Annotated in this window: 8 protein-coding genes; all 8 read left to right on the forward strand. The window is 35.7% G+C overall.

Annotated elements, in window-relative coordinates; all coding sequences use genetic code 11:
• The first annotated feature begins 458 nt into the window (after window positions 1-458).
• A complete protein-coding gene (locus U6A24_RS05405; protein ID WP_324178910.1) occupies window positions 459-3719 on the forward strand; it encodes a SusC/RagA family TonB-linked outer membrane protein in 3261 nt (1086 codons plus the stop codon).
• Window positions 3720-3737: 18 nt separating this feature from the next.
• Complete coding sequence (locus U6A24_RS05410; RefSeq protein WP_324178911.1) at window positions 3738-5456, forward strand: SusD/RagB family nutrient-binding outer membrane lipoprotein; 1719 nt, start codon at window positions 3738-3740, stop codon at window positions 5454-5456.
• A gap of 52 nt (window positions 5457-5508) precedes the next feature.
• Window positions 5509-6546, forward strand: coding sequence for a hypothetical protein (locus U6A24_RS05415; protein WP_324178912.1), 1038 nt, complete (start codon window positions 5509-5511; stop codon window positions 6544-6546).
• A gap of 393 nt (window positions 6547-6939) precedes the next feature.
• Window positions 6940-10119 carry a SusC/RagA family TonB-linked outer membrane protein gene (locus tag U6A24_RS05420; protein ID WP_324178913.1) on the forward strand — a complete coding sequence of 1060 codons (3180 nt, stop codon included), beginning with the start codon at window positions 6940-6942 and terminating at the stop codon, window positions 10117-10119.
• Between the two features lie 12 nt (window positions 10120-10131).
• Window positions 10132-11718: a RagB/SusD family nutrient uptake outer membrane protein gene (locus U6A24_RS05425; protein ID WP_324178914.1), complete on the forward strand. Its 1587-nt coding sequence runs from the start codon at window positions 10132-10134 to the stop codon at window positions 11716-11718.
• Between the two features lie 70 nt (window positions 11719-11788).
• Window positions 11789-15058: a VCBS repeat-containing protein gene (locus tag U6A24_RS05430; RefSeq protein WP_324178915.1), complete on the forward strand. Its 3270-nt coding sequence runs from the start codon at window positions 11789-11791 to the stop codon at window positions 15056-15058.
• A 296-nt stretch (window positions 15059-15354) separates the two neighbouring features.
• The gene (locus tag U6A24_RS05435; RefSeq protein ID WP_324178916.1) at window positions 15355-18567 is read left to right on the forward strand and encodes a SusC/RagA family TonB-linked outer membrane protein; all 3213 of its coding nucleotides are present in this window, start codon (window positions 15355-15357) and stop codon (window positions 18565-18567) included.
• Between the two features lie 17 nt (window positions 18568-18584).
• Window positions 18585-20189, forward strand: coding sequence for a SusD/RagB family nutrient-binding outer membrane lipoprotein (locus tag U6A24_RS05440; protein WP_324178917.1), 1605 nt, complete (start codon window positions 18585-18587; stop codon window positions 20187-20189).
• Window positions 20190-20191: the final 2 nt, after the last annotated feature.

Genomic DNA, 20191 nt, shown 5'->3' on the forward strand with positions numbered 1-20191 from the left:
ACCTTCAGTACATTTTTTTTGATTTTTTCTCTAAACGGATTTTTATTTACCAAAAGAAAATATTAATAAAACTTTAATATCAAAAACTATTTTAAAAATAAGAGAACTATCATTTAAAATCAATTAACCAATGAAGAGCGGCAAGAGGTAGAAAATCTAGCGTAAAATTACGAATCAAATTATGGTTAAAAAGAATGACTTACACCGATAAATTATGGCCGAAACAAAACAGATAGATTAACCTCGAAAAACAAAAACAATTACCCTAGAAGACCGCTAGCAAACCCGTACCATTACACATATTTAATAAAATTAACTAAAAATGAAGATTACTGTCAAATTATTATAAATTAACAAACATAATAGTTAATAAAAGTTAAAAAATTCAAAAAAATAGCCTTAAAGTATCATTTTATTATCAATTTTGAAATAACTAATTTAAATAAACACACAAATCAATGAATGTAACAATGAAGCAAACTCTAATGCTTCTCATAGCATTAGCTGTGCATTATTCTTATGCACAAGACAAAACCATAACTGGTAAAGTAACAGATGACAAAGGGTCTCCATTACCTGGAGTAAATATCGTCATAAAAGGAACGAACACAGGAACACAATCAGATTTTGATGGCGTATACTCCTTAGAAACTTCTGAAGGAAGTATTCTTGTTTTTAGCTATTTGGGTTTCTCAAACAAAGAGATAACTGTTGGAGCAACTAACAACATCGACGTACAATTAGAAGCATCAGCAGCACAGCTTGAAGAAGTAATTGTAACTGCTCAAGGTATTAAAAGAGAAAAGCAAGCCCTTGGGTATGCTGTTGCCGAAGTAAAAGATGAACAACTAGAACAAAGAGCAGAGGGCGATATCGGAAGGGTATTATTTGGTAAAGCCTCTGGGGTAAACATAACTCAACAAAATGGTTTATCCGGGTCTGGAACTAACATTGTAATTAGAGGGCTAAGTTCTTTTAGTGGAAGTAACCAACCTTTGTTTATTGTGGATGGAGTACCTTTTAGTAGTGACACCAACTCACAAGGCTCTAACGATGGAAATAGCCAAAACGACTTTGTAGACGGAAATTCTGGATCAAGTAGATTTCTTGACCTTGATCCTAATAGCATAGAAAGTGTCAATGTACTAAAAGGGTTAGCCGCAGCTACACTTTATGGAACTGCTGGTAGAAATGGTGTAATTCTTATCACAACAAAAAATGGTTCTGCGGGTAATGCTGTAAAGAAAAATGAGGTAACAATCACCTCTTCATTTTTCTTTAATGAAATTGCCTCATTGCCAGATTACCAAAATCAATATGGTAATGGATTTGACCAAGCTTTTGGATGGTTCTTTAGTAATTGGGGACCCAGTTTTGAAAGAGAGGGCGTTGCTGGTTGGGGGAATGGAATAAATGAAGATCCAAACAGAGGATTTAACGAAGACGGTACACTCGCCCATCCTTATAGTACGGCTGCTGCTGCGACTGGGATTCCCGCAGATTTCCCACAATTTGCAGGAGTACGATACGATTGGAGACCCTATGATAGTGTAGATAATTTTTTCGAAACCGGTACAGTATCGAATACTGCAATCAATTTTCGAGGTACTACAGCAGACAATACTTTGAGCTACAATGCAAACTATAGTTATCTTGAAGATCAAGGATTTACCCCTGGAAACAAATTACGAAGAAACACCCTTGGATTTGGTGGAAGAGCAACACTCTCAAATAAAATAACCATTTCGAATACACTGAATTATTCAAAAACAGACTTTAGGACTCCTCCCGTGGCAGCCAGTAATGGTAATGGAGCTTTTGGAACAGGGTCTTCAGTTTTTGGAGAATTATTTTTCACCCCACGAAGTGTCGATCTTTTAGGACTACCTTTTCAGAGTCCTGTTGATGGCCGTAGTGTTTATTACCGTCAAAATAACAGTATACAACATCCATTATGGACAGTTGCCAATGCCCAAAACAGACAAACAACCAATCGGGTATTTGGAAACGGAACGCTTCAATATGATCTTTCAGAAAACCTAAATTTAGTTTATCGCTTCGGCCTTGACAACTATACTGAATCTAATATAAATCAACAAAATCGAGGTGGTGTAAGTGATGATGCGGCTTTGCGAAGTGGTATCTATCAGACTTGGACAAATATCAATACTATTTTCGATCACAACTTCATTCTTAATGGTGATTTTAATTTAAGTGATGAAATAGGAATGACTTTTAACCTTGGAGCTACAAGTCGAAGAGAAATTTTTGAACGAAATGGTGTTGCCAGTAGCGATCAAGTCCGATTTGATGTATTTCGGCATGTGAATTTCCTTAATCAGAATGAAATCGAATTCAAACAAGAAAGAAACATTGTTGGACTTTATGGACAAGCAGATTTTGATTATAAAAGAATGCTATATGTAACACTTGCCGGAAGAAATGATTGGGTATCCAATTTAAGCACAGCAAACCGTTCAATTTTTTACCCTAGTGCCAGTATCTCATTTTTACCAACAACAGCATTTGCAGGAATTAAATCAGACAACGGAATCAACTATCTTAAATTACGAGCTGGATACGGTACTTCTGCTAATTTCCCGACCGGATTCCCTATTGCCGTAACACTTGATTTAGACACACAAAACTTTCAAGACGGAGGGACAGATATCGTAACGAATTCTATTCCACCACGAGACGGAAATCCAAATCTAAAACCTGAAAGGTTGAATGAAATAGAATTTGGAATTGAATCTCGTTTTTTTCAAAACAGAATTAACTTAACGGCTTCATACTACAACCGTATTACCAAAGATCTAATTATTGATCGCCCCTTGGATCCGGCTACTTCGGCGACTATTAGAAGTGAAAATATTGGAGAAATACAAAGTGATGGTTTGGAAATCGACCTAGGTGTTGACATCCTAAGATCCCCTGGTGATAATGGATTTTTATGGAACACAAACATTAACTTCACTACCAATGAAACAGTAGTTGAAGATTTAGGAGCTGATACAGACATCATTGTATATTCTGGATTTTCAAACTTAGGGAATGCCGCTATTGAAGGTGAGCCCCTGGGAGTGATTGTAGGTAGCCGCATCCAGCGTGACGATAATGGAAACTTTGTTGTAAACGACGCTGGAAACTATAGAGAAGAAGAAGGTACGTTTGTTATCGGCGATCCAAACCCGGATTACCTATTAAATGTATCCAATTCTTTTTCTTATAAGAATTTCAACCTCAGTTTCCTTTTCACCTTTGTTAAAGGAGGAGATATTTATTCAAGAACAGTCTCTACATTATTAGGAAGAGGATTAACTACTGATACTGTAGATAGAGAGAACACATTTATACTTCCTGGCGTAAGAGATGATGGATCACCAAATAACATTCAAATTAATAACTCCACATTTTATTTTTCAAATGTACTATTTGGACCAGACGAACTTGGAGTTTTTGACGGTACAGTATTAAGATTACAAGAATTATCATTAGGATACTCATTACCTTCTAAATTTCTTGACAAAACACCATTTGGCGCCGTTAGTTTAAATGTAACAGGTTACAATTTATGGTTCGATGCTTTTAATATACCCGACGGCACAAACTTTGACCCTAATGTAGCTGGACTTGGTGTTGGTAATGGACGAGGATTTGACTTCTTAAACGGACCAAGTTCCAGAAGATATGGTATGAGTATTAAAGCTTCTTTCTAATCAAAAAACACGAACACAATGAAATTATTATCACATTATATATCGGTAGTTTCAATCCTAATTTTGGGATTGTTATTTACTGCCTGCGAGACTACAGAATTAGATTTAACTGAAAATCCAAATCAATTAGATCGCGACCAATCTGATGCAGACCTGTTTCTCAACTCCATTCAAATAGATTTTGGAAAAGTTATTGAACGTTTCGGAGCAATTGGCGGACAAGTTACTCGTATTGACAACATGAACGGAAGAGATTATGAAAATGTTTATTCACCTTCTGATTTTAATGACTTATGGAGCGGATCCTATCAATCAACAGGAGTTCCTTTTACCGATCAAAATGGTCATAACCAAACTTTCAATGGAATTTTAGCTGATGCACGGGCACTTGAACCTATAGCAGCAGAAAACGAGTTATACCAACATTTAGCTATAGCCCAAGTAATCGAAGCCTACATTATAGTAACACTAGTAGATTTCTTTGGTGATGTTCCTTATACCGAAGCACTTCAAGGTAGCACAAATCTCAATCCGGGAGTGGATGATGGAGCCATAATCTATGATGCCGCACTAAACCTTTTGGATAATGCGATTGCCAATTTCCAAAAAGACTCAGATACCGAACCAATAAATGATTTTTATTATAGAGGTGATTGGGAAAAATGGATACAAGCTGCCAATACTATAAAAATGAAAATTTATCTTCAAGAAAGACTTGTCAACCCTGAAGCCCTTAACAATTTTAATGAAATTGTAAACAATGGGAATTATATTCAGAATATGAGCGATGATTTTCAATTTTCCTGGGGAACAAATGAGATTCAGCCAGATAACCGTCATCCCAGATATGCAAACAATTATGAAGGTGATGGCGCAGACGAATATATGTCTAATTGGCTTATGAATCTGATGTCCAATTCTGACGACCCAAGAATAAGATATTATTATTATAGACAAACCAATGTTGTTCCCGGGGCCGAAACAGCTCCGAATGAAGAAACACTAAGTTGCTCACTAGAAAGTCCCCCACAGCATTATATAGATGGCGGTTTTACCTTTTGCTTTTTAAATAATGGATATTGGGGACGTGATCACGGAGATGACGACGGTATTCCGCCAGATGGGTTTTTACGTACTAATTTTGGAGTTTATCCTGCTGGTGGTCGTTTTGACGATAGTAGTTTTGAAGGCACTTCACAAGGTGATGGTGGTCAAGGGGCAGGAATTACCCCAATATTATTGTCTTCATGGGTAGACTTCATGATCGCCGAAGTTGCTATGGAAGAAATGAATGATGGTGCAGCTCTCATAGCTCTTCAAAATGGTATTACAAAATCAATAGATAAAGTTAGAACTTTTGGAATATTAGACAACTCAGCCAATTTGTCTTTTGAGCCCGACAATACTGCTATTCAATCTTTCATAAGTGACATCGCTACAAACTTCAACAACGCTGTTACTATGGAAGATAAATGGAATGTAATATCAGAGCAATATTGGGTCGCTTTGTTTGGAAACGGCATTGACGCTTACAATTTTTATCGAAGAACTGGTTATCCAACTACTCTTCAACCCAATATTGAACCTTATCCAGCTACGGGTGATTTTATAAGATCCTTCCCGTATCCTGCAGATTTAACCACAAATAACTCATCTGTCGATCCAAAACCAGATGTAGTTCAAAAAGTTTTCTGGGACAACAATCCAGATTCTCCAGCTTTTCCAGTTTCTAACTGATTTTTTAACACTGAGATATGCTTAGATGATTAGAACAAAAAAATACAGAAAAATGAAAGAAATAATCAAATATTTTAATTTAATACTTCTCGCCGCCATTACACTAGGATGCGATAGTGATGACAAAACGGTAGATGTTATTCTAGACACCTTTACCAGCGGGGGAGTATTAAGAACAATAGACATTGACAACAACATGGTCTATAATGATCTTACCATGCAATTTGACAACGATGCAAACTATACACTTACATTAGAAGAACAAGATAATCAGAATGGAGGACTATTAAGCGAAGTTGAAATTTATACCAGATTTATCGAAAACACCAGAGTCGACACAAATAATGATGGAAAGATTGACGATAAAGATGATGACCTATCCACAGAAGAAGGATTAATACGCACACTTACAGCTTCTGATTTTCAAACAGGAGAAAGAGGTGTTCCAACATCTGTGATTACTTTTACTGCAGCGGAATTAGTATCATTTACAGGGGTAAATGAATCTTTAATCCAAGGGAGTGATGATTTTGAATTGCGTTTTATTCTTAAGCTTACAGATGGTAGAACATTTTCTGTTGACGATGCTAACGGAAATGTATCTGGAGGCTCATACTTCTCTTCACCTTATACATACAGAACAACAGTAAAATGTGCAATAACCGAATCTCTTGCCGATACGTATACCTATCAAATCACAGAATTAATATCGGCACCAGGAGGAAGAAGTAACTGCCCTTCTACCCTCACTGGCCAAGTTACCTGGGAAGAAACCGATACCCCGGGAGAGTATACTACGACCGATATAAGCTTTGGTCAATTTGATAGTTGCTACAACGGTATATTTAAGGAAATCACATTTGACGAAATAAAAATCACTTGGGATTGTATTGAACTTGTTGCCGAGGGCACCATAGAAACGGTTGAAGAAGGATCTGACAAAGAAGAAGAATTCACATATACTTATACTATTACAGAAACTTCAGGATCTGACATAACAATTGAATTTGGTAATTCTGCGGGAGATAGAGGTACTGTAATATTAACTAGACCCAATGGTAAAGTCTGGCCTACTCTTTTAACCAGATAACAACTCATTTTACGATGAATAAAAAGGCTTCCATGTAAATTGGAAGCCTTTTTTATATATCCTCACTTCTAGTTTGTTAAACACATTTGACTAATTACTAAACAAGAGTGTCAAAAAAAGTATGATTCGGTATGACTGAATTATTTTTTTCCAACATCAACAAAACAAAAAAATGTCTTAATAAAAACCATTACTCCCTTGACCAAAACCACATTGTATTTCAACATGTTACGCAAAAAACCAACAATATCATAGCCTTACAAAAACTTATACTAAAAGATTGGATATACTTTAAAAAAATAAGGTTAATTAACAAAAAATTTACGTTTAAGTTGTATTATTTAAATGTTTTACAGACTTTTGAGTAGGCTAATTCTAAAATTATAAAACATAATGAAAACATCAATTCGAGGGTTGCTGATGCTATTCCTAGCATTAGTGGTGCATTTTTCCTATGCACAAGAAAAAACAGTTACAGGTACTGTAACAGATAATGGCGGAACGCCATTACCGGGGGTAAACATCTTTATTAAGGGAACAAACAGTGGAACACAGTCTGATTTTGATGGAAATTACTCTATCAATGTGAATCAAGGCGGCGTACTTACTTTTAGTTATCTTGGTTTTGCTACCCAAGAAGTTTCCGTTGGAAGCGGTAACCAAATAAACGTAAAAATGCAAGAAGATGCTGCAGTACTTGAAGAAGTAGTAGTAACAGGGGTTGCATCTGGCACCAGTAAGCGTAAACTTGGTGTTGCTGTAAACTCGGTTAAATCTGAAGATTTACAAGTTCAGGGAGCACAGGCAATCGATCAAGCCTTACAAGGAAAGATTGCTGGTACTATTATTCAATCCACAACAGGGCAGCCCGGCCAACAGCAAAACATAGTTCTTAGAGCTATCAACAGTTTGAACTCTTCGCAGCCAATGATATTAATTGATGGAGTTCAGGTTTCCACTTCTCAAACAAGTATAGGTGGTGCTTCCAATCAGAGTTCACGTCTAGCCGATATCGATTTTACAAATGTTGAAAGAGTCGAAACTATATCTGGTGCGGCGGCAGGAACAATATATGGAGCTCAAGGAGCTAACGGGGTTATTAATATAATTACTAAAAAAGGAAAGGCTGGAGCCCCAAAAGTATCAGTTAGAACAAATGTAAGTATTGCTTCTGCTATTACCAATGATGACGCAAATAGAGCAACTTTACACCACTATTCTACCAACGCTAATGGTTTCTTGGTCGACCTTAATGGAACACCTGTTACAGATCTCAATAGCAATGCTCAATACTTGGCTGTAGATCCAAATGAAAGAGACGTAAACGGCACGAATTTGGGAGCAGAAGGAATTAACGACACTCCTTTTGCCGAAAATACTTTCTTAGCAACTGATATTTTATTTAAGGAGGCATTTAATACGACTACTGGCGTTTCTGTTTCAGGAGGTTCAGAAAACATAAGCTATCTAGTTTCAGGTAATAGATCAGAACAAGAAAGTGTTTTGGTAGTAGGTAAATACATAAAGTATGATGCACGATTGAGCTTAGGATTCGATTTAGGTAAAAAAATTAAAATCAATACAAGATTTGATGTAATAAACAGCACCAACGATACCGGAACAAATACCGATAATGCAAATGCGAGCAACTTAATTAATAACGTTTTTCAAAATTTACCACATGTAGATTTCTTTAATAGAAATTCTGATGGTGACTTAACCGTTTCACCAGATGCTACAGATCCGAACTCTATAAACCCTTTCTTTTTTAGAGAAATCCAAACAAGACAAGACGATATTACTCGTTATTTGGCAAATTTTGATTTAGTGTATAACCCATTTAAAGTCTTATCACTAAATATTAAATACGGATACGATACCTATACTCAAAATTTCTCATTTTTCCAGGAGAATCAATCCAGTCACCTACAATCTGGCTCGATCCCAACTAATATACCAGGAATAATAAATCAGGTAGATACTCAGGAATACTTTCAGAATTTGCTAATTTCTGCAAATTTAACATTAGATTTTCAAGAAGATTTAGGTCTAAATATCCCTGTGACATCAACTACCACTTTTAACTTTGATTGGAGAGATCAGGAATTAAGACAAACTTCTGTTACAGGAACCAACCTTCCTGCCGGACCATTTGGTTCTTTTAACATAAACCAAGCAGCGGTAAAGACCTTCAACGGTTTCTTTGAATCTCCATTTAGAACTTATGGTTTCTTGATCAACCAAAAGTTTGATTACGAATCCTTGTTTGGTTTCTCAGGTGGTTTTAGAAGAGATTTCTCTAACAGATTCGGAAATGGCTTAGACTTTACCTTTCCAAGAGCAGATGCATATTTCAATATTGCAGAGCTATTCGAATCTGACATGGTAAATACATTAAAACTTAGAGCTGCTTATGGTGAAGCTGGAATTCAACCTTTATTCAGTCAAAACCTATTTACTTTTGCCTTAACCACTGTTGGTAGTGAAACTTTATCTAGCATCCCTTCTACTGTATCTAATCCAGATCTTGAAGTTGAAACATCCCAAGAGACAGAAATTGGTATTGACTATACCTTTTCACCATCATCCGGAAATTGGTTCAGCAGATTAGATGGTTCGGTGAACTATTTCGACAGAAAAACTGAAGGAGCAATTTTTGATTTAGGGATACCATCAAGTACCGGAGGTTCTGCTGTTTTCAATAATTCTTATGATATAAGCAGTGATGGTATTGAAGCCTCTATAGACCTTAATATGTATCGATCTGATAAAATTAATTGGAATTTTGGAGTTCGCTTTACTAAATCAACAGCTATATTAGACAGAATAGAAAATGGACTACCTGTAGTAGTTAATGACAACTTCGTTTTACAAGAAGGACAAGAAATAGGAACATTTTCTGTTTTCCCAGTACTCACTAGTTTAGATCAATTAGACAATAGCGGAAATAGAATTATTGCAGAGGCCGATGTTGATAATTTTACAGTAGCAAGCTCTGGCTATGTTGTAAATAAAAACACAGGTCGAGTTGCTATAGGGCCGGATAAAGTCGTTGCAGGTAGTACTCAACCGGACTTTGTTTTAACTTTCCTTAATGACGTTTCATTGTTTAATGATATCGTAGGAATTTCATTTCAAATTGATTGGTTCCAAGGGTTAGATGTTTATAATAGAGCAAGACAATGGCTGTACAACAATGGACTACATAACGACACGGCTGCCCCTATTTCTATAGAAGATCCTACTGGAGCTGTACAAACTGGTGCTTTTGTTGCTTACTATACTTCTCTTTATAATACAAATGTTCCTACGTCAGAGTTTGTAGAAGACGGGTCTTTTGTAAGACTTCGAGATGTTAGCCTTCGATTAAGAGCCAATAAACTTATTAAAGCAGGATTCTTTGACAATATAGACCTTACTATATCAGGAAGAAACCTTCTTACTATTACCGATTACAAAGGGCTTGATCCCGAAGCAGCTAGAGGCTTCGGAAATACCTTTCAAAGAGGATTTGATGAATTCACACATCCAAATGTAAAAAGTTACAATTTTGGATTAAATCTCACATTCTAAAAAAAAGAAACTATGAAAAGTTTATTTAAACCAATAGCATACATAATTATGCTATCATTTATCACAGGATGTCAAGATAACATTCTGGATACCGAAATAGATCCAGTAGATAATAACTTACCTGTAATAGCCTCCTTAGGGAATGTTGATGGACTAACTACCTTTTCAAGAGGCGTTTACGACTTCTTATCTTCAGAAGATGTTTTTGAAAGTGTTGGGCCTGAAAAAGAAAGCCCAATGTTATGGTTTACTTATGGATATCACGAAACTATGGGAGACGTATTGACAATGCCATGGGGTAATTTTGGAGGTAGATGGGTAAACCAAACTCAATCTGTCACTTTAGACGATGGTACAGAAGTAACACCTCCTGCTGGTGGACCGCAGCCTGGTGAAATAGCAATCAGAAATACTCGTGATGCGGGAAGCGATAATGCTATACAATATGAATGGAGAGATATGTACAGTATTATTGTTCAGTGTAACACTATTGAAGAAGCTCTCGCAGATCTTCCTGCAGATGATGCTACTAGAGACGCATTCCTTGCATGGTCATTATGGTGGCGTGCATATGCTCATAGTAGACTAGGATCAATTTACGAACAAGGGGTTGTTAATGAAAGCGGATTAATTTCTAACCCAACTTCTATTCCTAGTACTCAGTTTGTATCTAACACAGAACTTATTAACAGATCAAATAATTTCTTAAATCAATTAGAAACGCTTCTGAATAATGTTACCGATAACGCAGCTTTTAACAGTCGTTTTTCCAGCTTTCATATATCTTATTTAACAGAAAAGGTAGATATAACTGAATTAATGGAAAACATTAACACGCTTCGAATTAGAAATCTAGTGTACAATACCAAAGTTACTGACATGACAGCTGCCGATTGGGCCCAGGTTATAACCTTAGGAAACAATGGTGTTTCTTCAAATGATGGTGCTTTTATCATGCAATCTGAATCATCTTTCATTGCCAATGGATGGCTGCCTTCACAAGTGTTAGGTTTTTGGTATTTCCCAAGTGATCGTTTAATCCAGGATATAAATCCAGGAGACGCAAGATTTGATGATTACTTTATCCAGGATCCTGATCAAGGTTTCCCATTCCCTAACCAAAGAGGTAGAGGGATACAATATGGTGCATCGTACTTCTGGCAAGTAAACTCCGGAATTGTTTCTAATAATGACCTAGAAATTAAAATGTATTATGCCGGAAGTTATGAAGAAAATCAATTATTCTTGGCTGAAGCAAAAGTAAGAACCAATGATATCGAAGGTGGATTAGCACATCTTGACGCAGTAAGATCATTACAAGAGTCTGAATTACCCGCCACGGTAGGAACTGGCCTAAGCCAAGACCAAGCTCTAGAAGAAATAAGAAAAGAACGTCGCTTAGCCTTATTGTTCAGAGCGGTAGCTTTCTATGATGCCCGTCGTTATGGCGTAGCATCTGGATCAAGAACAGGCGCTCGTGTGTTAGATCAAAATGGTAATCTTAACACAAATGCGACTATTAATTATGGATACCTTGAGTATTGGCCCGTACCTGCATTTGAATCGGACTTCAACTCAATTCCATCTTCATTACAATAGAACATTTAAATCAGTTTATAGATTAAAAAAAGAGGTTGTGTATACATAACCTCTTTTTTACATTTACGACATGAAAAATATCCTAAAATTTCTTGTAGCTCTGTTACTTTTTAGTTGTTCTAATGAAAAAACAAAAGAGAAAGATTTCTTATTTAAAAAACTAGATCCAGAATCAACTGGAGTAGATTTCAAAAATGTACTGACTGAAGATGCTGAGTATAATATCGTAAACTACCTTTATTATTATAACGGAGGTGGTGTTGCTGTAGGAGATATTAACAATGACCATCTTCCAGATATTTATCTAGTTTCAAATAGAGGAGAAAACAAACTTTATTTAAATAACGGTGATCTTACTTTTAAAGACATTACAACGTCTTCAGGGACATCTGGTAATTCAGACTGGAATACTGGCGTTACTATGATAGATATAAACGGAGATGGATATTTAGATATTTATGTTTGTGCCGTGACTAAGATCCTTGGATTCAAGGGGCACAATGAGCTGTTCATTAATCAGGGTGATGGAACTTTCATTGAAGAATCCGAAAAGTATGGATTAAACATAGAAGGCTATGCTACCCAGGCCTATTTTTTTGATTACGACAAAGACGATGATTTAGATGTATACATTGTAAATCACGCATTACACACCAAAACCTCCCATGGCCCTTCATATATCAGAAAAAAAAGAGCTGACTATGTAGGTGACCTGTTGTTAAGAAATGACAATTCGCAATTCAATGACGTAAGCAAAGAAGCTAATATATATGGTGGCGCTAATGGATACGGATTAAGCGCATCAATTGCAGATTTTAATAATGACGGCTGGGATGATATCTATGTTTGTAATGATTTTCATGAAGACGATTATTATTATGTGAATAATGGTGACGGAACTTTTAGAGAAGAGTTGTCTAAAGCCTTTTCCCACACCAGTAGATTTTCTATGGGAAGTGATGTCGCGGATATTAATGGAGATACATATCCGGACCTTATCACTTTAGACATGCTACCCTATAACGAAAAGGTCCTGAAAGAATCAGATGGAGATGTATCCTATAACACCCAAGATTTTTTAATTAAGCAAGGGTACCAAAAACAGTATGCTAGAAATATGTTACAAATAAACAATAAAGGAACATATTTTACTGAGTCGGGCTTATATCACGATCTTGCTGCTACCGACTGGAGCTGGGCTCCTTTAATTGCAGATTTTAATTCTGATGGATATCAAGATATCTTCATCACAAACGGTATAGACAAAAGACCAAACAATCTTGATTTCATGAGGTACTTATCCAATTCTTTTAAAAGCAAATCAAAAGATAAGAAAAAGAATGATTGGTTGATTAATTCCCTTAAGGTAATGCCAAGCGGCAAAGTCCCTAACCAGATTTTCAAAGGAAACTCTTCGACATTTGAGAACCAGACCGGGTTGTGGATTAGTAGCGAACCAACTTTATCAAATGGTGCGGCATATGCCGATTTAGACTTGGATGGAGATTTAGATCTAATCATTAATAATTTAAATGATCGTAGTTCAATCTATGAAAACCGATCAGACACGACCACAAAAAGTTCAAGCATATCAATCTCCTTAAAATATAAAGGAAAAAACAAAAATGGTATTGGTTCAAAAATCTTTCTTTATACAAATAAAAACATACAAAGCAGGCAACTTTTCAATTCAAGAGGCTTTATATCTTCAGTTACAACAAAAGTACACTTTGGAATACCCAAACAACAGAGTATTGACTCGATAAAGATTGTTTGGCCAGACAACACTTGGCAAACCATACTACCTACCAGTACTAATAAAAATATCGAAATTACATATACCACCCCCTCCTCCCACTTTAACAACAATCAAACCGAAGAGCCTATATTCACAAAAGAAAACCTAATTCAATATAGCCATAAAGAGGACGCTTATAACGACTTCGATATTCATAAACTTATTCCATACAAAGTTTCAACACAAGGTCCTGCAGTAGCTATTGGCGATATAAACAATGATGGTAAAGATGACATTTTTATAGGTAATGGCTCTCTTAAAAAGTCAAAGATATTTATAAACACAAATGATGGATTCAAAGAAAAAAAAGTCCTTGCAATAGAAAATGACTCTATTAGTGATGATGTAGATGCTGTCTTTTTTGATATTGATAACGATAAGGATCTTGATCTCTACGTAGCCTCGGGAGTCATATCAAAAAAACATGAAGAATCTCAGAATGATCGAATTTACGAAAATGATGGTAAAGGAAATTTTAGAAGACTACGTAATGCTATACCAAAAAACAATCATAACACCGCAGTTGTAAAACCTTATGATTATGACCACGATGGCGATATCGACATATTTATAGGAAATAGATCTGACTCAAAAACCTATGGATATCAAGTAGACTCTTTCATATTAAAAAACAATGGTTCAGGTAAGTTTGAGAAAGACCAAAATTTCAAATTAACATCAATGGTCACAAATGCAAGTTGGGCAGACATAAACAATGACGGCATTAAAGATTTACTTGCCTCTACAGAATGGGATCAACCAAGAGTTTATATTAATACGAACGGCACATTAAATGAAATACAACTTCCAAAAGAGTTATCTGGGTTATGGCAATCGATAACCGCATACGATATCGATCATGATGGCGACCAAGATATTGTTTTAGGAAACTGGGGGCTCAACTCAAAATTCAATGCCTCGATAAAAGATCCCTTATTAATGTATTTTTCAGACTTTGATCAAAATGGTAAAATGGAAACCCTTTTAGCTTATAAAAAAGAAGGACACTATTACCCCCTCAATTCTAAGGACGAATTATCTTCTCAAATGCCTTTGATAAACAAAGTATATAGAAATTATGCCAGTTATGCCGGTCAATCAATAGAAAACATCATTAAAAACCTTACTTCAAACAAAGTATCTAGCTATAAGGTTACAACACTAGAAAGTGGTTATTTAGAAAATAGAGATGGTAAGTTTATAGCGTTCAAAAAGTTACCATTAGATTTTCAAATGTCTCCTATAACTTGTTTTTTAGCAAATGACTTTCTTGATAAAGGCTATGAACAACTTCTAATGGGAGGTAACTTTTATGGACTGAACACTTATCACGGAATCTTAAGTTCCAATTTAGGTTTTTTAATACAAAGAGAGAATAACAAAGAGGGTTGGAGCTACAAAAACTCACTGCACCTGGGGTTAGAGCTTTACAATAAAGAAATAAAAAACCTAAAATCTATTACACACAAGGGAAAAAGCTATATCCTGGTTCTAAGTAATAATGATAGTATTGCAACATACGGGATCAATAAAAAAAACTAAAAAACTAAAAAATTATGTTTTCATAGAGTCTAGATTATTCAAAGTCAGAAAAACAACTTGTTAATAATTAAAATTTTAGCCTATTTTTTTTTGGCTATTTCAATTTACCCGAAGAACATAATTTGATTACTCCTATAGAATTCAAAATAAATTATTTACTTCATCATTTTCTCGCAATAACACCTATTTACTAAGGCCATCACCTAACACCATAATTCAAATTTTAATAACAAAAAGTTGTTTTATAAATATATTATTATGATTTTTGGAACTGGCTAATTCAAATAAATTGTAAAATGAGAACAAAGTTTAGTGGAATTTTAACGCTATTACTAGCGTTTGTTGTGCAATTCACTTTTGCGCAAGAAAAAACAGTTTCAGGAACTGTGACCGACGATAAAGGGTTGCCACTTCCTGGAGTAAATATTGTTGTGAAAAACACAGCTACAGGTACACAAACGGATTTTGACGGTAACTATTCTATAGAAACCAACAAAGGTGCGGTACTTACTTTTAGCTATGTTGGTTTTTCAACAAAAGAGATGGTGGTCGGTGATGGTGACACCATAAATATTCAATTAGAGGCCGCTGCTTCAGAATTAGAAGAAGTAGTAGTAACGGCACAAGGTATTTCAAGACAGAAAAAGGCACTTGGTTATGCAGTGACGACAATTGCTGCAGAATCTATCGAGGAAAGCCCTGAAAGAGACCTTGCCAGAGTACTTACCGGAAAAGTAGCCGGTGTAGCTGTTACTAGTACAGGTGGTACTGTTGGTAGTGGTACTAACATTATAATCAGGGGTCAATCTTCTATTAACCAGAGTAACCAACCTTTATTCATCGTAGATGGTGTTCCTTTTAATAGTGACACTAATGACCAGGCTGGTTTTGGTGATGGTGGTGCGGTAACTTCTTCAAGGTTTTTAGATTTAGACCCAAATAACATTGTAAGTGTTAACGTATTAAAAGGTTTAAGTGCTACCGTTCTTTACGGACAATTAGGTCGTAATGGTGTAATTCTTATTACAACAAAAAATGGATCTCAAAAAGACGTAAATAAGAAATTTGAGATTACAGCTATTCAGTCTGTTTCTGTAAACAAAATAGCAAACTTGCCAGATTATCAAAACACTTATGGACAAGGTGGAGATCAAGTTGCCAACCCAGGTTTCGTAGGTAATTGGGGAGCTCGTTTTGACTCTAATCAATTAATAAACCACCCATATAATAGTGGTAGACTTAATGGTGTTTTCCCACAATTTGCTGGCTTACAAATACCTTACGAAGCTGCAGAAGACAATGTTAAAGATTTCTTTAGAGATGGAATTGGTACAACAACGTCTATAAACGTAGCTTCTACTCAAGAAAATACTAAATTCAATGCGAATTTCGGTCTATCTCAAGAAGATGGATTTATTCCTGGTAATGAATTCAGAAGGGTAAACTTTGGTATCGGTGGAAGTGCCAAACTATCAAACAAATTTACAGTATCTGGTACTGGAAACTTTGTACTTAGTGATTTTAAAACTCCTCCAATTGCTGCAAGTAATGCCTTAAACTCTATCTCTGTATTTACTAGAACATTATTTATCCCTCGTAACTTAGATTTAACAAATCTTCCTTTCCAGGATCCTGTTACTGGTGCTAGTGTATACTATCGTACAGATCAGGAAAACCCACTATGGTTAGTAGAAAATTCTGGATTTACTCAAGAAACAAGAAGATTTTTTGGATCTAACAGTATCAACTATGCTGTAACAGACAATTTCTCAATTAACTATAGAGTTGGTTTGGATACATTTACTGAAAACCAATCTTTCTTTGTAAATAAAGGTGGTGTATCGGCTCCACAATATCAAATTGGTTATTTAAGAAACACTTCAGGAGTTAACACTATTTGGGATCACACTTTATCTTTTAACTTAAATAATGTAGACCTTACTGAGTCTATCGGGTTAAATGCATTGGTAGGTTTCAACCCTAGAAGGGATGTTTATGAGCAAACAGGAGTTGTTAACACACAACAAATTGTATTTGGTTTCCTTGACCAAAATAATTATGGAACTCAAAGTAATGCAGATCCTTTCGGAACTTCTTTAGATTTTAAAACTGAGAGAAATATTCTAGGTCTATATGGTAATTTAGAGTTCGATTATGAAGATTACCTATATTTAACATTATCTGCCAGAAATGACTGGGGATCCACGGTAGAAGCTGAAAACAGATCATTATTCTATCCTGGTGCATCTGTATCATTTATCCCAACATCTGCATTTCCAGGTATGAGATCGGACAAGTTAGGGTATTTAAAATTAAGAGCTTCATACGGTTCTTCAGCAGGATATCCAAACGCTTTCCAAACAAGGCCTCAACTTAACATAGCGACGGCTTCGTTTACAGATAATGGAGGTACACCTCTTAATACCAACTCTAATACTGCAACTTTCCCTAACCCTGACTTAAAGCCAGAGCGTTTTGAAGAGTTTGAACTTGGTATTGAAGCAAACTTCTTTAATAATAGAATTTCGTTAGATGCTTCTGCATACTTAAAAACAGCGAACGATCAAATTATTAATAGAAACTTAGATAATTCTACTGGTTTTGAAACTACAACAATCAATGCAGGGGAAATTGAAACTGAAGGTTTAGAAATAGGATTAAACATCACTCCTTTAAAATCTGAAAATTTCTCTTGGGACATTAATAATGTATTCACAGCATACGAAACTACAGTAGTTGATCTTCCAGACGATGTAAATCAAATTGTTTACTCTGGTTTCTCTAACTTAGGAAATGCAGCCATAGAAGGTCAACCATTAGGTGTTATTATTGGTAGCTTTGCTGTAACGGATGATGAAGGAAATCTACTTATCAACCCAGAAGACGGTAATATCATCGCCAGTGGTGAACTAGGATTAGATGACCAGGTTGTTGGTGATCCAAACCCAGACTGGACGCTTACTTCTATAAACACCTTCAGATATAAAGATTTATCTTTATCTGCTCAGATTGAATATGTTCATGGTGGAGATTTCTATTCTGGTACAATTGGTAACTTACTAAGACGTGGTGTTACAACTGATACTGAAGACAGAGAAGGAACTTTTGTAATACCTGGTGTACTAGCTGACCCAGAAACGGGTGATGTTTTAAGAGATGCAAATGGAAATGCAATTAGAAATACTATTCAGCAAGGTGCAAACGAGCTTTATTTCTTAAATTTCTTAGATCCAACAGGACAACAAATTTATGATGGATCAAGATTAAGAGTAAGAGAGGTATCTTTGTCTTACAACGTTCCTGAAAAATTCTTGGATCGTACTCCTTTCGGATCTCTTTCTTTAACTTTCACTGGAAATAACGTATGGTACAAAGCCTTTAACGTTCCAGAAGGAACCAACTTTGACCCTGAAGTATTAAGTACAGGTGTTGGTAATGGTCAAGGATTAGAATTTACTACGGCTCCTAATAGTAAGAGGTACGGTTTTAGTGTTAAAGCTACATTTTAATAAAAGAGTAAAAAATTATGAAACTAAATAAAAAAATAAGAAATGGCTTGCTATTATTAGCATCAATTATCACATTGAACTCATGTGAGACATTGGACTTAGACAAGCTAGACAATCCGAGTTTGCTTACGCCGGATAGTGCGGATCCAGACTTATTGTTGAACAATGTAGAACTTAATTTTATTAATTTCTTAGAACAAATTAATGCTCGACAAATGGAATTTGCCAGAATGGAGCAATTGTTCGGTGCATATACAGGTGCATTTGCTATGACAGCACCAAGTTTGGATAATGATTGGGATTTTGCATATTCAGAAATGCTACAGGATAACGAAACGTTATTAGCTTTAGCTGAAGAAAGACAAATTCCAAGATACCTTGGTATTGCAAAAGTACTTAAAGCATATGTTTTTGTATCTCTAGTGGATACTTTTGGAGAGGTTCCATTTACTGAAGCTCTTCAAGGAGCATCTAATGCTAACCCAAGTGTTGATGCTGGAGATGTTATTTATGACGCTATGTTTGATCTTATCGATGAAGGAATCTCTGATTTATCGCAAACTGCAATTGCCGTGCCTAATGAATTGTTTTATGGTGGTGATGCTGCACAATGGATAAGATTAGCCAATACGCTTAAACTAAAAATGCACTTCCAAAGTAGATTAGTTCGCCAAACTGCTTCTACTTCTGCGATTACTTCATTAGTAAACTCTGGTAATATAATTACTAGCAGTGCAGATGATTTTGTTTTCCAATATTCTTCTACGGTAACTCCTGCAGATAGCCGTCACCCAGAATATATTCAAAACTATCAAAATGCCGGAGCTGCTGATTACATGAGTAACTACTATATGAGTATCATGAAAGATGAAAAAGTAGATCCAGATCCAAGATTAAGATACTATTTCTACAGACAATCTGGTACAGATCCAGAAGGAGACTTCTTACCATGTTCTGATGATGCATTAGAGTTTTGTTATATCGACGACTTCTACTGGGGTAGAGATCACTTCTTTGATGAAGGTGTACCAAATGATAACTTGTTAAGAACTACTTGGGGTGTATATCCTGCAGGTGGTGCATTTGATGCTGACACTTTCTTAGGTGTAGATAGCAATGCTGGTGCAGGTGGTGCAGGTATATTCCCATTAATCACTTCATCATTTGTAAACTTCATGTTAGCAGAGTCTGCTTTGATGATTAACACTCCTGGAGATCCTAGAACTTACTTAGAAAATGGTATTAGAGAGTCTATGGCAAAAGTTCTTAACTTTTTACCAGGACAAGTAGATCCAGCTTTCGCTGCAACTTCTACGCAAGTAGAAGCTTATGTTGCTGAAGTTTTAGCTGATTACGATGCAGCAGCAGATAATAATGCTAGATTAGATATCATTGTTAAAGAATATTTTATTGCTCTTTGGGGTAATGGAATGGAAGCCTATAATGCATATAGAAGAACAGGTTTCCCATCTGATATTCAATCGCCAACTGGTTCGGCAGGTCCGTTCCCAAGATCATTCTTTTATCCTACAAATGCGGTTAACTTGAATACCAGTATCAGCCAAAAAAGTGTTACTGAGAGAGTTTTCTGGGATAATAACCCTGATGGATTTATAGACTAAAA

Source organism: Aquimarina gracilis, from assembly GCF_035285365.1.
Classification (GTDB): Bacteria; Bacteroidota; Bacteroidia; order Flavobacteriales; family Flavobacteriaceae; genus Aquimarina; species Aquimarina gracilis.

What these genes read in the sequence shown, in the direction of transcription:
- U6A24_RS05405 (WP_324178910.1), top strand. Translation starts at nt 459, where the DNA reads ATGAATGTAACAATGAAGCAAACTCTAATGCTTCTCATAGCATTAGCT.
- U6A24_RS05415 (WP_324178912.1), top strand. Translation starts at nt 5,509, where the DNA reads ATGAAAGAAATAATCAAATATTTTAATTTAATACTTCTCGCCGCCATT.
- U6A24_RS05435 (WP_324178916.1), top strand. Translation starts at nt 15,355, where the DNA reads ATGAGAACAAAGTTTAGTGGAATTTTAACGCTATTACTAGCGTTTGTT.
- U6A24_RS05410 (WP_324178911.1), top strand. Translation starts at nt 3,738, where the DNA reads ATGAAATTATTATCACATTATATATCGGTAGTTTCAATCCTAATTTTG.
- U6A24_RS05425 (WP_324178914.1), top strand. Translation starts at nt 10,132, where the DNA reads ATGAAAAGTTTATTTAAACCAATAGCATACATAATTATGCTATCATTT.
- U6A24_RS05440 (WP_324178917.1), top strand. Translation starts at nt 18,585, where the DNA reads ATGAAACTAAATAAAAAAATAAGAAATGGCTTGCTATTATTAGCATCA.
- U6A24_RS05430 (WP_324178915.1), top strand. Translation starts at nt 11,789, where the DNA reads ATGAAAAATATCCTAAAATTTCTTGTAGCTCTGTTACTTTTTAGTTGT.
- U6A24_RS05420 (WP_324178913.1), top strand. Translation starts at nt 6,940, where the DNA reads ATGAAAACATCAATTCGAGGGTTGCTGATGCTATTCCTAGCATTAGTG.